The organism is Bradyrhizobium sp. CCBAU 53351 (assembly GCF_015291745.1).
In the GTDB taxonomy this organism is placed as follows: domain Bacteria; phylum Pseudomonadota; class Alphaproteobacteria; order Rhizobiales; family Xanthobacteraceae; genus Bradyrhizobium.
In genome coordinates this window covers 302759-317299 of sequence record NZ_CP030059.1, presented here as the reverse complement: position 1 = coordinate 317299, position 14541 = coordinate 302759, and the positions used below count along the sequence as shown (strand labels likewise).

At 65.3% G+C, this 14541-nt stretch carries 15 protein-coding genes and 1 tRNA gene; 4 read left to right on the top strand and 12 right to left on the bottom strand.

Annotation, left to right across the window (positions count from 1 at the left end):
* Nucleotides 1-6 precede the first annotated feature (6 nt).
* Nucleotides 7-474 (bottom strand): DUF2269 domain-containing protein, encoded by a 468-nt coding sequence (locus XH83_RS01530; RefSeq protein WP_194405352.1) that lies wholly within the window; start codon nt 472-474, stop codon nt 7-9.
* The gene (locus XH83_RS01525) at nt 471-1370 is read right to left on the bottom strand and encodes a dienelactone hydrolase family protein (protein WP_194405351.1); all 900 of its coding nucleotides are present in this window, start codon (nt 1368-1370) and stop codon (nt 471-473) included. Before XH83_RS01525 ends, XH83_RS01530 begins: the two co-directional genes overlap by 4 nt.
* Before the next feature lie 267 nt (nt 1371-1637).
* Between XH83_RS01525 and XH83_RS01520 the strand changes: the two genes are divergently transcribed.
* Both XH83_RS01520 and ppa read left to right on the top strand, forming a co-directional pair.
* Complete coding sequence (locus XH83_RS01520) at nt 1638-2147, top strand: GNAT family N-acetyltransferase (protein WP_194405350.1); 510 nt, start codon at nt 1638-1640, stop codon at nt 2145-2147.
* A gap of 211 nt (nt 2148-2358) precedes the next feature.
* Nucleotides 2359-2895 carry an inorganic diphosphatase gene (ppa, locus tag XH83_RS01515; protein ID WP_194405349.1) on the top strand — a complete coding sequence of 179 codons (537 nt, stop codon included), beginning with the start codon at nt 2359-2361 and terminating at the stop codon, nt 2893-2895.
* Nucleotides 2896-2939: 44 nt separating this feature from the next.
* Here ppa and folD read toward each other — a convergent pair whose 3' ends face one another.
* The 3 genes from folD to XH83_RS01500 are packed head-to-tail and all read right to left on the bottom strand — an operon-like array spanning nt 2940 to nt 4511.
* Entirely contained in the window at nt 2940-3824 is an 885-nt protein-coding gene (gene folD, locus XH83_RS01510) for a bifunctional methylenetetrahydrofolate dehydrogenase/methenyltetrahydrofolate cyclohydrolase FolD (protein ID WP_194405348.1), read from the bottom strand.
* A gap of 9 nt (nt 3825-3833) precedes the next feature.
* Nucleotides 3834-4205 carry a DUF167 domain-containing protein gene (locus XH83_RS01505; protein WP_194405347.1) on the bottom strand — a complete coding sequence of 124 codons (372 nt, stop codon included), beginning with the start codon at nt 4203-4205 and terminating at the stop codon, nt 3834-3836.
* Between the two features lie 15 nt (nt 4206-4220).
* Complete coding sequence (locus XH83_RS01500; RefSeq protein ID WP_007598721.1) at nt 4221-4511, bottom strand: YggT family protein; 291 nt, start codon at nt 4509-4511, stop codon at nt 4221-4223.
* Nucleotides 4512-4729: 218 nt separating this feature from the next.
* Between XH83_RS01500 and XH83_RS01495 the strand changes: the two genes are divergently transcribed.
* Nucleotides 4730-4805 (top strand) — tRNA-Ala (locus XH83_RS01495).
* A gap of 102 nt (nt 4806-4907) precedes the next feature.
* Here the strand turns inward: XH83_RS01495 and XH83_RS01490 are convergent.
* The 7 genes from XH83_RS01490 to XH83_RS01460 form a co-directional block, all read right to left on the bottom strand.
* A complete protein-coding gene (locus XH83_RS01490) occupies nt 4908-5720 on the bottom strand; it encodes an enoyl-CoA hydratase (protein ID WP_194405346.1) in 813 nt (270 codons plus the stop codon).
* A 151-nt stretch (nt 5721-5871) separates the two neighbouring features.
* Nucleotides 5872-6672 (bottom strand): glutamine amidotransferase, encoded by an 801-nt coding sequence (locus XH83_RS01485; protein ID WP_194405345.1) that lies wholly within the window; start codon nt 6670-6672, stop codon nt 5872-5874.
* A 122-nt stretch (nt 6673-6794) separates the two neighbouring features.
* Entirely contained in the window at nt 6795-7574 is a 780-nt protein-coding gene (locus tag XH83_RS01480; RefSeq protein ID WP_194408126.1) for an SDR family oxidoreductase, read from the bottom strand.
* Between the two features lie 228 nt (nt 7575-7802).
* Entirely contained in the window at nt 7803-8291 is a 489-nt protein-coding gene (locus tag XH83_RS01475) for a TerB family tellurite resistance protein (RefSeq protein ID WP_194405344.1), read from the bottom strand.
* 177 nt (nt 8292-8468) lie between these two features.
* Nucleotides 8469-9878, bottom strand: a complete 1410-nt coding sequence (locus XH83_RS01470) for an adenylate/guanylate cyclase domain-containing protein (RefSeq protein WP_194405343.1) — start codon at nt 9876-9878, stop codon at nt 8469-8471.
* Nucleotides 9879-9929: 51 nt separating this feature from the next.
* Entirely contained in the window at nt 9930-11300 is a 1371-nt protein-coding gene (locus tag XH83_RS01465; RefSeq protein WP_194405342.1) for a cytochrome P450, read from the bottom strand.
* A gap of 33 nt (nt 11301-11333) precedes the next feature.
* On the bottom strand, nt 11334-12704 hold the full coding sequence (locus XH83_RS01460; protein ID WP_194405341.1) for a hydrolase: 1371 nt from the start codon (nt 12702-12704) through the stop codon (nt 11334-11336).
* A 137-nt stretch (nt 12705-12841) separates the two neighbouring features.
* Between XH83_RS01460 and XH83_RS01455 the strand changes: the two genes are divergently transcribed.
* Nucleotides 12842-14530 carry an MFS transporter gene (locus XH83_RS01455; protein WP_194405340.1) on the top strand — a complete coding sequence of 563 codons (1689 nt, stop codon included), beginning with the start codon at nt 12842-12844 and terminating at the stop codon, nt 14528-14530.
* The last annotated feature ends 11 nt before the right edge of the window (nt 14531-14541 follow it).

Here is a 14541-nt window from a genome sequence, read left to right as displayed (position 1 = left end):
CGCCTCTCAAAACGGTTTCGCGATCATCAGCCACAGGATCAGCATCGTCGCGCCGAAGCCGGGGAAGCCGAATGCGAACCAGCGGCGGAACAGGATGAAGTAGCGCTCCGGCAAGGCGGCGCGCTGATCGGCAGCCTGGCGCGCGAGATCGCGCATCTCGATCTGCATGAACACGACGGGGATCCAGAACAGGCCTGCGACGACGTAGAGCGCGAGCGAGGCGAGCAGCCATTGCTCGGTGATCGGCGTCGCCGAGAGCATCATCAGCAGCCCGCCCGTCAGCGGCTGCAGGATCACTGCCGACAGCGTGAAGATCGCATCCGCGACCACCACCACCGAGGCCGTGCGCGCAATGAACGCCACGTCGTTCGTGCGATGCGCCATCAGCATGAAGAAGGCGATGCCGCTTCCGGTGCCGAGGATGACGATGGCGCCGAGCACGTGCAGATATTTTACCAGGAAGTACAGCGTCATGGCTTCTTGGTCGCCACGGGCTTCGACGGGTTCAGCACGCGCGCGAGCGCGTCGCCTGCGGCTTTGACACCGGCCTGGCTCTCGATCAGCCAATGCCCCTCGCCGCCGACCGCGGGCAAGGTGCGAAAATCGGCCTTGCCACCGCTGCCGCGAAACGTATCGGCAAGCGCCTTCGAAAATGCCGGCGAGAAGTAGCTGTCATTGGCCGCAACGAGCCATGTGACGGGGACGCGCGCGCCCCTGCCGAACTCCGCGGCGGCGGCAAGCAGCGTGTGCGGCGCGCAGATCCGGTTCGGCTCGTCATTGGCATGGCCGCCGCGCCCCGGCGCGAATACGGCGATCGCGGAAATCGTCTTCGGATCGGCATTGGCGAGCGCCAGCGCGCCCCAGCCGCCGGCGGAATGGCCGATCACGATGGCGGCTTCCTTGCGAATGAAATCCTGCTTTCGTAAATGCTCCAGCGCGAGCCGGATTTGCTCGGCCGTTGCACGGCCCGAACGCGCATAATCGGCTTCGTCACATCCGCCCTGGTCCTCGACATAGCGGCCGCCGGTCGCGCCGTGGCCGAGCCGCTCCGGCACCAGCACGGCAAAGCCGCGCGCGACCAGGAAGGCTGCGAGCGCGCGGTATTCCGGCTGCGGCATCTGCGCACGACGCAAGACGTTCTGCGTCGAGGCGTGCGCGATCACCGCAAGCCGGAACGGACCCGCGCCGGTGGGGCGAAACAGCAGGGCATGCGCGGCAATGTCGGTATCCGGCGACGGCACCAGCCACTCTTGGCGGCGCAGCGGTTCGCCCTCCTCGCCCGATGGGCCGAACGTGACCTGGGCGCACAGAGGCGACGCAGTCAGCGTGGCCAGCAGAGGCAGGAGCGCGATGGTGTTGAGGAGCCGCATGAATGGCCGAGGGCGAACGCGAATTGCAACAGTCACACTAGTAGGAACGAATCAGGATGGGCGGACTTTCTGCGTCGCCATTGCCGTTCATCCGTTGCCGCAGCTGGAGTTTTGCACCGACGCACGGCGTGCCGGCGCCATTTCAGTTGGCGTCTTGTCTTTTTTCGGTACAACACGGCTTAGATACTGATGCACAAAGTCCACACGTTAACCGATAATTAACGATAGGTCTTGCCGCCGACGCGGCGACTTGGTTTGATTGCGTCCATGAGCACAACCCTGATCGAGGTCCGGCCGGCCAAAGCTGCAGATGCAACTGCGGTGGCGTCCACTCATGACGAAGCCTGGCGTTCCGCCTATCAGGGCATCATTCCCGGCGCTGAGCTGGAAAAGCTCATCAACCGCCGCGGCCCGCAATGGTGGGACAGCGCGATCCGCAAGGGCAGCCGCGTCAGCGTGCTCGTGTTCGGCGACAAGATCGCGGGCTATGCCAATTACGGTCGCAACCGCGCCCGCAGCCTGCATTTCGACGGCGAGATCTACGAGCTTTATTTGCGTCCGGAATTCCAGGGTCTCGGCTTCGGCCGCCGCCTGTTCGCCTCCGCCCGCCGCGACCTGATGCAGAGCGGACTGAAGAGCATGGTGGTGTGGGCGCTCTCGGACAACGACCCGGCGACCGAGTTCTACCGGGCGCTGGGCGGCCGTATGGTGGCGCGCTCGTCGGAGCGGTTCGGGCCGAAGGCGCTCGACAAGGTCGCCTTCGCCTGGACCAATTAAGATCTGGACCAACCAAATTTGGACCAATTGAGCTGCTGAAAGCCTAAGCGGCAGCCGTCCTCCTTCCGTCGATACCGTTCGCCTTCGCGCCGGTGATTTCCGGATTCATTATTTCACAAAAACGCGATGGATCAGCGGGCCAAGCCCGCGTATGACAGCGCCAAAATCGGCTGCCGGGCGCGATTTTACCTCGGCAACAACGGAGCCTTGAATGCGTATCGATGCGATCTCGATCGGGAAGAACGTACCGCACGAAGTCAACGTCCTCATCGAAGTCCCCGTGGGCGGCGAACCGATCAAATACGAGATGGACAAGGAGGCCGGCACGCTGGTGGTCGACCGCTTCCTCTACACGCCGATGCGTTACCCCGGTAACTACGGCTTCATTCCGCACACCCTGTCGGATGATGGCGACCCCTGCGACGTCCTGATCGTCAACACCCGCGCCATCATTCCCGGCGCCGTCATGAGCGTGCGCCCGGTCGGCGTGCTGTTCATGGAGGATGAAGCCGGCGGCGACGAGAAGATTCTGGCGGTGCCGTCGTCGAAGCTCACGCAGCGCTACGACAAGGTGAAGTCGTACTCCGACCTGCCCGACATCACGCTGCAGCAGATCCAGCACTTCTTCGAGCACTACAAGGATCTCGAGAAGGGCAAATGGGTGAAGATCCTGCGCTGGGGCGGCCCCGAAGAAGCGCACAAGCTGATCCTCGAAGGCATGGATCGCGAGAAGAAGAAGAAGGGCTGAGTTCTTTTTCCTGGACGCGCCGCGTCCGGGACACGAGAGTTCGCCTACACCGCCGGCTTCCGCAGCCCGGCGATCGCGCAGGCCGCGCGCAGCGTGTTCACCAGCAGGCAGGCCACCGTCATCTGACCGACGCCGCCCGGCACCGGCGTGATGGCGCCGGCAACCCCGAGCGCTTCCTGATAGGCGACGTCGCCGACGAGGCGCGTCTTGCCGTCTTCCTTGGGGATGCGATTGATGCCGACATCGATCACGGTCGCACCCGGCTTCAGCCAGTCGCCGCGCACCATCTCCGCCTTGCCGACCGCGGCATAGACGAGATCGGCCTGCTTCACGAGGCCGGGCAGGTCGCGCGAGCGCGAATGCGCGATCGTCACCGTGGCGTTCTCGTTCAGCAGCAATTGCACCAGCGGGCGACCGACCAGATTGGAGCGGCCGATGACGATGGCGTTCATGCCTTCCAGCGAGGCGTGCACGCTCTTGGTCAGGATGATGCAGCCGAGCGGCGTGCAGGGCGACAGCGCCTGGAAGCCTCCGGCGAGCCGGCCGGCATTGTTCGGATGCAGACCGTCGACATCCTTGGCGGGATCGATGGCGTTGATGACGGCTTCGGTGTTCAGCCCCTTCGGCAGCGGCAGCTGCACTAGGATGCCATGCACGGCCGGGTCGTTATTGAGCTTTGCGACCAGCGCCAGCAGATCTGCCTGCGAAACGTCGGCCGGCAGCTTGTGCTCGAACGAGGCCATGCCGGCGGCCTGGGTCTGGGTGTGCTTGGAACGGACATAGACCTCGCTGGCGGGGTCGCTGCCGACCAGGACCACGGCGAGACCCGGCACCAGATTGTGCTCGCGCTTGACCCGGGCGACCTCCTCAGTGACGCGCGCCCGAAGCTCCGCGGCGATGACTTTCCCATCGATGATTTTGGCGGTCATGTCAGTTCCTCAGTCTGTCGATTTGGCGTCAGCCGATTTGGCCTGGACGAGCTGGCGCAGGGCTTCGCCGAGCCGCACCGGATCGCCGTCGACCGCGATCTGCTTCAGCCGCGAGGTGGCTCCCGACAGGAGCCTCACGCTGGCCTTGGGCACGCCAAGCGATTTCGCCAGCAGGACCAGAACGGCCTTGTTGGCCTCGCCGCCATCGGCGATGGCGCGCACCCGCACCTTGAGCACGCTGCGGCCGTCGGCCAGCTGCTCGATCCCGTCGATGTCGTCGCGACCGCCGCGCGGCGTCACCCGCAGCGCGATGCTGATACCGGAGGCCCCGTAGCGCCAAGGTTCCTTGTGAGCTTGCTTGCGAGCTTCGTTCGCGACCAAGGCGCTCCAGCCCGCTCAGATCACGTTGGGGTAGATGTAGTACAGGATCACCCGCTCGATGAACATGATGAGCAGGATCAGGATGATCGGCGAGATGTCGAGGCCGCCGAGGCTGGGCAGGAAATTGCGGATCGGCGCCAGCACCGGCTCGGTGATTCGGTACAGGAACTCCGCCACAGCCGACACGAACTGGTTGCGGGTGTTCACGACGTTGAAAGCGATCAGCCAGGACAGGATCGCAGACGCGATCAGCAGCCAGACGTAGAGGTCGAGCACGATGATGACGATGTCGAGAACGGCACGCATGATTTTTCAGGGCTCTGGCTTTTGAAGACTGCGGCTTTTGAAGACTGGCTGCGGGCGGAAGTGACGCCTTTTGCTAGATATCGGTTCCCCCCCGCCCAAACAAGGGAAGTCGGCACCCCGAATGGCTAAAACCGGGCGACACCCGTCCTTGACTTGACCTTGGCGGGGACTTAAATGGCGCCCGGTTGTCGGCCGCGTTTACCAGAGCGGCCAGCAAAGGGGCCATAGCTCAGCTGGGAGAGCGCGTCGTTCGCAATGACGAGGTCGGCGGTTCGATCCCGCCTGGCTCCACCAGCCTTCGTAGGCTGCGCCTGCTTCGGCTCGGCAAGCCCTTTCGTAGCGAAGGCTGCCGCGGCGTAGCCCGCAGGTCGAAGCCGGGCTCTCTCCGATCTCCCCTTACCTCCCCGTAAACCGCGGCGGCCGCTTCTCCATGAAGCTCGCCACCCCCTCCCGGAAATCGCTGCCGGCCAGCGCCACCATCATCTCACGGTTGGCTTCGATCGTTGCCTCGGCCAGGGACTGGAACGGCACCTCGTAGAGCTGGCGCTTGATCACGGCCATCGCACTCGGCGAGACGAAATCAGCGAGATCGCGGGCATAGGCGTAGGTCTCCTCGCGCAGCTTGTCGGGCGCGCAGAGCCGATTGACCAGCCCGATCCGAAAGGCTTCCTCGCTCGAGACGCGCCGCGCCGATAGCAACAGATCCATCGCGTTGGCATGACCAACGATGCGCGGCAGCATCCAGCTGATACCGTGCTCGGCAATCAATCCGCGCCGCGCGAAGGCCGTGGTGAACACCGTGTTGTCGGCGGCAAAGCGCAGGTCGCAATACAGCGCGTGGACGAGGCCGATGCCGGCGGTGGCGCCATTGAGCATGGCAATGACCGGCTTCTTGATCGACGGATAGAAGCCATAGCGCGTCTGCCAGTCCGGCCGGCGGTTCATGTCGAAGGGCGGCAGGTTCGACGCCCGCCTGATATCATCGGGGTCGAGTCCCTTCAAAGCATCCATATCGGCGCCAGCGCAAAACGCGCGGCCCGCGCCGGTGAGGATGATGACGCGAACATTGTCGTCGGCGCTTGACGCTTCCATCGCGTGACGCACGTCGCGCTCCATGGTGGGCGTCCACGCATTCATGCGATCAGGGCGGTTGAGCGTGATGGTCGCGATCTTGTCGCTGACGTCGTAGAGAATGTGCTCGTAGGCCATGGCGCTCTCCCTTGTTCGCCGGCACGCATTGGTGCGCGCGCGTTGGCGGAGAGCCTAGCATATCAAGGATGGAGGCAGCGACTTGCGCCAAGGACCTGCGCCAAGGACTTGCGCCAAGAACTCGCGCCAAGAACTCGCGGCAAGGCGCGGGTTACTCGGCGGCTTGCGCCAGCACGGGCCGGCGCGCCAGCCAGCCGTCGATGAAATGGTCGAGCCAGGCGCGCTCTGCGGCATCGTACACGGCACGATCCGCGAAATGATGATGTCGCTGCCGCGCACCGGGCGCGCTGAAGCCGTCATAGCCCCGCGTGGTCCAGCGATGCATCATTGCGTAGGTCACATCGGGATGAAACTGCACGCCGAAGGCATTGCCGGCGCGGAACGCCTGCACCGGAAAATCATCGCCTTCCGCCAGCAGCTCGGCGCCGACAGGCAGCTCGAATCCCTCGCGATGCCAGTGATAGACCTGCGCCGGCCAGGCCGGGCAGAGCGCGTGACCCGCGGCTGTGGGGCGGATCGGGTAATAGCCGATCTGGGTCAGCCCATCGGCATGCGGCGCGACGCGCGCCCCGAGCTGCATCGCGAGCATCTGGGCTCCAAGGCAGATGCCGAGGAACGGCCGCTGCTCGCGCAGCGGAATTTCGATCCAGTCGATCTCGCGGCGAATGTAATCGTCGGAATCATTGGCGCTCATCGGACCGCCGAAAACCACGGCGCCGGCGTGCTGATCGAGCGTCTCGGGCAGGGGATCGCCGAAGCGGGGACGGCGGATGTCGAGGCGATGGCCCAGCGCGCGGAACGCATTGCCGACGCGGCCCGGGGTCGAGGATTCCTGATGCAGGATAATGAGAACCGGCAGGCCGCTCGCCGAATCAGAGGCAGCCGCGCCAGGCGCCCTTCGCGGGAAGGGCACCACCTCTGCGCCACCAAACCTGTCCGTCCGGAACGACATTGCCCTTGCGAAAGCTATTGGTTCAGACCGCCAGCATAACTAAGCGATCGTTAATTTCGTGTGAGTTCGCGCACACACCCAAGAGGAAGCAAGCTCCGGGCCAATACGGACACTGGGGGCTCTCAGCGCCTCTGCCTCTGGAACCGACTGGTGGCGGCCAGGATGAAGCCCCGCGGGAAGAAGCGCAGCGCAAACGGCACGATCTTGATGCCCAGACCGGGCAGCACTGCCCGTTTATTGGCCATCAGGCCACGATAGGCCTCCTGCGCGACATCGGCTGCAGACACATTGAGCAGGGCCGTATCGTGCTGCGACCCGACACCGGCGCGCGCCTGGAATTCGGTGGGCACGGGGCCCGGGCAAAGCACGGTGACGCGAACGCCGCGCGGCGCGAGCTCCGCGCGCAGCGCTTCGGTGAAGGATATTACGTAGGCCTTGGAGGCATAATAGACGGCCATGCCGGGGCCGGGCAAAAAGCCCGCGACCGACCCGACATTGAGCAGACCACCCTTGTTCCTGATGAGCTGATCGGCAAAGCGCAGCGACAAATCCGTCAGGGCCCGCACGTTGACATCGACGATCCCGATCTGCGTATCGCGATCGCGCTCGATGGCATCGCCGAACACGCCGAAGCCGGCATTGTTGACGAGGTGATCGAGCTCGACGCCTTCGGCGGCGAGCCTTGCAGCGATCTTCTCTCCGGCATCCGGGACCTCGAGATCGCAGGCGATCACGATCGGCTTCTTGCCGCCCTTGGCAACGAGTTCGCTCGCGAGCGCCTCCAATCGATCCGCGCGCCGCGCCGTCAATGCCAGGCGATGTCCGTTGGCGGCAAATACGCGCGCCAGCTCCGTGCCTATGCCCGCCGAGGCACCGGTGATCAACGTTACCCGCTCAATCACGATCGAAGTCTCTTGAATTGAAGTCTTTGGCCCCGCAATGGCTGAACGAGAGCATAAGCCGTGCGCGACAGGCAAGCGGCGTTGGCGGAATGGCGGCTTGAGCGGGCGACAGGGGGGCAGGAAGGACAGGGATTTGCTGGCGAATCCGCCAGAACGGGGACGGCCGGCGATTACATTAAAGTTTCGTCATGTGGCTCGCAGGCCACGCCATCCGCCGGGCGGGACGGGTCAGCCGCCGACGGCGCCATTCTTCACCTGACCGCCGACGCGCTCCGCAACGAAATGCTTCAATTCGATCCGCTCGCGCTGGGAAATCCCGAGCAGATCGGAGGCGCGCCAGACGACGTTGTCCTCGAACTCGCTGACCTGGCCGTCGGCATAGACCAGCTCCCACATCATCCGGACGATGCGCTTGCGACCCTCTTCGTCGAGCGAGCGCATGATCACACTGGTGAAGTGATAGAGGTCCACCGCCTCGCCCTCGACCTCGGTGGCGTCCGCGATCAGGCGATCCGCCGTGCCGTGATCGAGCCCAAAATGGCTTTCGATCAGGCTGTGCAGCTTGCGCCGCTCGGCGGCCGTCGGCTGGCCGTCCAGCGAGACCACATGGACCAGCAGCGCCGTGGCCGCCAGCCGATAATCGCTGTCGCCGAAGCTGCGGCTCTGGTCGTGGGGAGCGACAATGTCGGCGATGAATTGGCGCAGGCCGTCGAGCATAAGGTCCTACCGAAATCGATGCCGCCGCGGGGAGCGCGGCTGTTAACAGCATTATATGAGCAGGAAACTCAACCGGCGCAACGTGCGTCAGTTCCGCGCGCCGGATTACGTTTCGGCAATATGGGCGCTGGCATTCCGGGGCGCGTAAAGCGCGAATCCGGAATGACGATCCAAAGCTCAAGGAATCTCGTACACCACCATCTTGTCCGCGATGCCGCGCAGCGCCGCCTGTTTCTGGATCGGCGTGATTTCGCGCTGCTTCAGCACCTCGGCAACCGCGGGCGCGTCCAGCACCGGGCCGGTGATGTGGATCTCCTGCGCGGTCGACAGGCTCTGCACGCGGGCGGCGATATTGACGGTCTGGCCGAAATAATCCTGCCGCTCGTTGAGCATCACCGCGAGGCACGGGCCTTCATGGATGCCGATCTTGACGATGAGATCGTCGGTGCCGCGCTGCTTGTTGAGCTCATCCATGGCCGCGCGCATCCGCAAGCCTGCGACGATGGCGTGCTCGGGTCTGACGAAGGTCGCCATCACGGCATCGCCGATGGTCTTCACAACCGCGCCCTTCTCGGAGGAGATGATCTCGAGCAGCGCATGAAAATGCGCGCGCACGAGGTCGAAGGCGGCGAGATCGCCGACCCGCTCATAGAGCGCGGTCGAGCCCTTCAGATCTGTGAACAGGAAGGTGAGCGAGGTGATCTGGAGCCGCTGATCGAGACTGAGATTGTCCGCCTTGAACACATCGCGGAAGGTCTGGTTCGACAGCATCCGCTTGGCGGTGAGGAACGGCTTGCGCTTGCCGATGAGGTGGTGAAGCGCCTCGGCCGCGATGAACACCGACGGCAGCACGCGCACGCCGGCCTGGTTCTCCAGCGACAGCCGCAGCGGACCGGGCCGCATGGTCGTGGTCCCGGTCGGGGCCTGCACCTTGTTGTACATGATGGCGAGCTGCTGACGGTCCCTGGTCGGCTCGCCCTGCACGTCGATGAAATGAGCGGCGTGCGTCACCGGCTCGAAGATGATGACGAAGTCATTGGGCAGCTGCAGCGACATGGTCGCCTTCTCGCCCGCCGGCAGCTCCATCGTATCGAGCGTCACTTCGTTGGCCAGCGCCGCGAAGGATTCCTTGTTGAAGTCGACGCCGGAGCTCCAGAACACCTGCTTGAAATAGTCCCAGACCGGAAGCGTATCGGGGTCATGGGCCGCGATTCGGCGGACACGCGGGTTCACCGTGAAGGAGACCTCGACTTGGTCGTCGACGGAGGCCTTGTAACCGCAGGCGCAGAGGGCGCAATGATAGTCGTCGGGCTTGAGCGCCTTGAGCGTCGAGTGCGCGCCGAGCACGCCGCCGCACCCCGGGCACAGCACGTTCCAACCGAGATCGAACAGCCCGAGCCGCGCCGAATGCAGGAAGGCGGAGATCGCGTGCTCTTCGTCGAGGCCGTGCGCCGTCGAGAAATCGAGGACATTGACGCGGTTGAGCTCGTGATCCTCGCCATCCTCGATGAGGTGCACGATCGCATCGACCACCTTCGCGTCGGCGGTCTGCTTCAGAACGGAGAACTGGGCCTGGATGTCGCTCATGGCGAGACTCTATCTAGGGTGGACCACGCCATCGGCCAGACGAGAGACCCGTCACCGACGCGTGATGCGGAACATGGGCGAATGGTCCGGCTGGGTCGTGACCACGCCGAGCGGGATCACGGGATCGGCCTGATCGGCGAGTTCGACACGGAACGCACCGATCAGCCGGGCCAGCGCCAGCACGGATTCGGCTTGCGCGAACGGTGCGCCGATGCAGACGCGCGGACCCGCGCCGAACGGCAGATAAGCGAAGCGGTCGGGCGCCTCCGCCGACATGAAGCGCTTTGGAATGAACGCGTTCGGCTGATCCCACAGCTTCTCGTGCCGGTGCAGCAGCCAGGGCGCGATCATGATGATGTCGCCCTTGCCGATCTCGATTCCGGCCGCATTGTCCTTCTCGCGCGCGGCACGCGCGACCAGGAACGCCGGCGGATAGAGCCGCATGGTCTCATCGATCACCGCGCGGGTGAATTTCTGCCGGTCAATGTCGGCGATGCTGTCGAGATGCTCGCCGCGCGCTTCGGAGGCAATCTCCTCCTGCGTGTCCGGATCGAGCGCGAGCAGATAGAGCGCCCAGAACAGCGCCGTCGCCGTGGTCTCGTGACCCGCAAGGATCATGGTCGCGACCTCGTCGACGAGCTGCTCGTCGGAAAAGCCCTTGCCGGTTTCAGGATCGCGCGCCGCGTCCATGAGATCGAACAGGTCCCGCGGCGGCGCGCCGTCCTTCTTGCCGGCCCCGCGCCGCTCGGCGATCAGCATGGCGACGAACTCGGTCCAGCGCTGGCGGAAACGGGCGCGGGCAAAATCCATCGGGCTCGGCCACGACACCGGCAGCACCATGTCGAGAAGATATGGGCGCCCCAACCGCGCGGCATATTCCATGATGAAATTGCGCAAGGTCGCGCCATGCCGGTCCGTGCCGAACGAGAACATCGTGCGCCCGGCGATCTCCAGCGTCATGCGCTGCATGATCTCGCGCAGGTCGAGGTCTTCGCCCGTGCGCGCATCCAGCTTGGCGATGGTCTCGTCGAGCACCGCCGTCATGTGCGGAACGAGATTGGCAGTGGCGCGCGGCGTGAAGGCCGGCGCGAGGGTGCGGCGCTGGAACGTCCAGGAATGGCCTTCCGCGATCAGAAGGCCGTCACCCAGCACGGGACGCAGCATGCGAATGCCCGCCGGCGTGCGCGTATAGTTCTCGTAGTTGGTCAGCAGGACATGCCGGATCGCGTCCGGCTGGTTCAGGATGAAGCTGTTGCGGAGGAAGAAGCGGCCCTTGATGACGTCTTCCTCATAGGCGCGCTGTCCCCAGGTCGCGATCATGTTCTGCCGGATCACGGCAAGCCGGCCGAAGAACGACATGTCGTCGGGCGCACGCGGGGGAGCCGGAGGGATGATGGGCCGACGCACGCTGGCGATATTCATGGCTCTCTCCCGCTGATGTGACGCAGGCAACAGCTAATAAGTCAGCTCGGCAATCGCAATCCTGTTCTCGGAAGCGGGCCAGGCCCGCGCCACAATCCGCTCTTCGCCGAATTGAGCCACGATGTTACGTCCAACCTCGCCGGCCGCAAGCCGCAATGTTGCCGCCGAATCCGTCGGCACGCCCGGCTTGACGTCGGCCGGCTGCTTTCCGTCGAATAGAACCACGTCCCGCGGCAGGCCGAAATAGCCGCGCGGCCGCGACATGATGACGACCGCGCCGGCGTCCTTGTCGGCCGGCCCGAGCGGCCGTGCGGCGCGCAAATGGACGACGTCGGACGAGCGCGGGAACGGCGAGCGATAGATGTGCGTGATCGGCGCGCCAGGCGACGTCAGCACGATTTCGAGCGACCAGGAGGGATCGACCGGCGCGGGGCCCCAGCGACCGTCGGCGCCGGTCTGCGCGCTGTACACTGCGCCGTCCTTGCGCTCACCGGTATCAGGATCGACGCGGAAGACATCGACGGTTGCACCCGCGACCGGACGGTTGGTCGACACGCCGCCGGGCGTACCCGTGACCAAGCCGCCCAACTTCACATTGGCTTCCGGCAGGATCGCGATGCGCGCGGGCTCGCGGCCGGCAATGAACTTGTAGATCTCGCGGAACGCCCTCGGGTGGAACGCCACCTCGCGATGGTCGAGCGCACCGAGCACGAGGTTGGTTGCGCCCTTCAGCTCCGGCCCTTCATTGGTGACGCCGGTCGGCGTGCCGGGCTTGCCGATGAAACGGCCATCGGCCTGGGCGTATTTGTCCATGCCGTCGCTGCGCAGCGTCAGGAAGGCGACGCCCGGCGTCACCTCGCTCTCGCCCTCGTTCAGGCCGCGCAGAAATGGGCCGCGGCCGTTGAACTCGTTGTTCTGCTGATCGTCGGTTGCGAACACGCCGTGATTGGGCGTGCCGCACAAAACGGCGTGGCTGACATCGGCGACACCGCCGTTCTTGATGACGTTGCGGATCGCATTGCCGCCGCGCGAGCTGCCGACCAGTGCGACCCGCGCCGCGCCGGTCCGGCGCTTCAGCTCGGCGATGGCAGCCGTGAGCTCGCGGCGCTGGTCCTCGGTGGAGGAGCGGTTCGCCTGCTCGACCTTGTCGTCGGTACGCGCATTGGGATCGGTGAAATTGATCGCCATCATGCGATCGCGCGCGACGCCGTTGGATTCCATCCGCCACAGCGTGGTCATCCAGAGCGCGTCGTAGTCGCCATTGCCGTGCACGAACAGGATCGGCGGCACCTCATTGCCCGGCGTAGCCGGCGCGGCCTGGGCGAATGCCCCGGTCCGCAAGCTCGCAGTTGCGAAGGGCAAGCTGCCAGCCCCCAGCACGATCGTCCGTCGTGACAGCTTCATCTGTTCCTCCCCGGCAAACCGCCTCTTTGCACCGCTTATAGCGGCCTAACCACTGGACAGCGAAGGACTTTCGCAGGCATCAAAGAAATTGCCGGAATCGCCCGAAACCCGTTCTGCCAGCCCATATGGAAGGGGATATGACCGAGCAGCCAAACCGTCAGAAAATGGCCGCCGACGGCATCACCGCGCCGTTGCGCTACACCGTGTTCCGGCGCATCTGGCTCGCCAGCCTGCTCTCCAATCTCGGCCTGCTGATCCAGGGCGTGGGCGCGGCCTGGGCGATGACGCAGATGGCGGCATCGGCCGACCAGGTTGCGCTGGTGCAGACCGCCCTGATGCTGCCGATCATGCTGATCTCGATGCCGGCCGGCGCCATCGCCGACATGTATGACCGCCGCATCGTCACGCTGGTCTCGTTGATGATTGCTTTGATCGGCGCAAGCGCGCTCACCGTGCTGGCCGGCCTCAACCTGATCAGCCCCGAATTGCTTCTGGCCTTCTGCTTCGTGGTCGGCAGCGGCAACGCGCTGTTCGGCCCGGCATGGCAATCTTCGGTCAGCGAGCAGGTGCCGCCCGATGCGCTGCCTTCGGCCGTCGCGCTGAACGGCATCAGCTACAACATCGCGCGCAGCTTCGGTCCCGCGGTCGGCGGCGTCATCGTCGCCGCCCTCGGCGCTGTCGCGGCCTTCGCCTGCAACGCGATCCTTTATCTGCCGCTGCTGGTGGTGCTACTGCTCTGGCGGCGCAGCACCGAGCCCTCCCGGCTGCCGCGCGAAAAGCTCAACCGGGCCATGGTGTCGGGCTTCCGCTACATCACCAATTCGCCGCCGATCAAGATCGTGCTGTTGCGCACGCTGGTGATGGGCCTGATCGGCGGCGCCATCATGGCGCTGATGCCGCTGGTCGCGCGCGACCTCCTGCATGGCGGCGCGCAGACCTACGGCATCATGCTCGGCGCCTTCGGCATGGGCGCCGTGATCGGCGCGCTGAACATCCACGAATTGCGCAAGCGCATGAGCGGCGAGGCCGCGATCCGCGCCTGCACCATCTCGATGGCGTTCGCGATGGCTGCGCTCGCCCTCAGTACGGAGCCGGTGCTGACGGCGGCGGCGCTGGTGCTGGCCGGCGCGGTCTGGATGGCTGCGATTGCACTGTTCAATATCGGCGTGCAGCTTTCGGCGCCGCGCTGGGTCGCCGGCCGCTCGCTCGCGGCGTTCCAGGCCTCGATTTCCGGCGGCATCGCCATCGGCGCCTGGGGCTGGGGCCATCTCACCGACTATGCCGGTGTCGAGGTCGCGCTGCTGACCGCGGCTGGCCTGATGCTGATCTCGCCGCTGCTCGGGCTTTGGCTGACGATGCCGCGCGTCGGTGCCCGCAACGAGGATGCCGACGTGCTCGCCGACCCCGAGGTGAAGCTGTCCCTGACCGGGCGCAGCGGCCCGCTGGTGGTCGAGATCGAATATCGCGTCGCGCAGGACAACGCGCGCGCCTTCCACAACGTGATGCAGGACGTGCAGCTCTCCCGCCAGCGCAACGGCGCCTATGGCTGGTCGATCGCCCGCGACATCGCCGATCCTGAATTGTGGACGGAGCGCTACCACTGTCCGACCTGGTTCGACTATCTGCGCCAGCGCAACCGCTCGACCCAGAGCGAACGCGCGCTGCACCAGGAGGCGATCGCCTTCCACATCGGCCCCGAGCCGGTGCGGATCCGCCGCATGCTGGAGCGCCCGTTCGGTTCGGTGCGCTGGAAGGAAGACACGCCGGACCGCGCCAGCGCCGAGGTGCTGCCGGTGGTCGCGACCGCAGCGGGAAGCAGCACGTAGACGTCGTCATT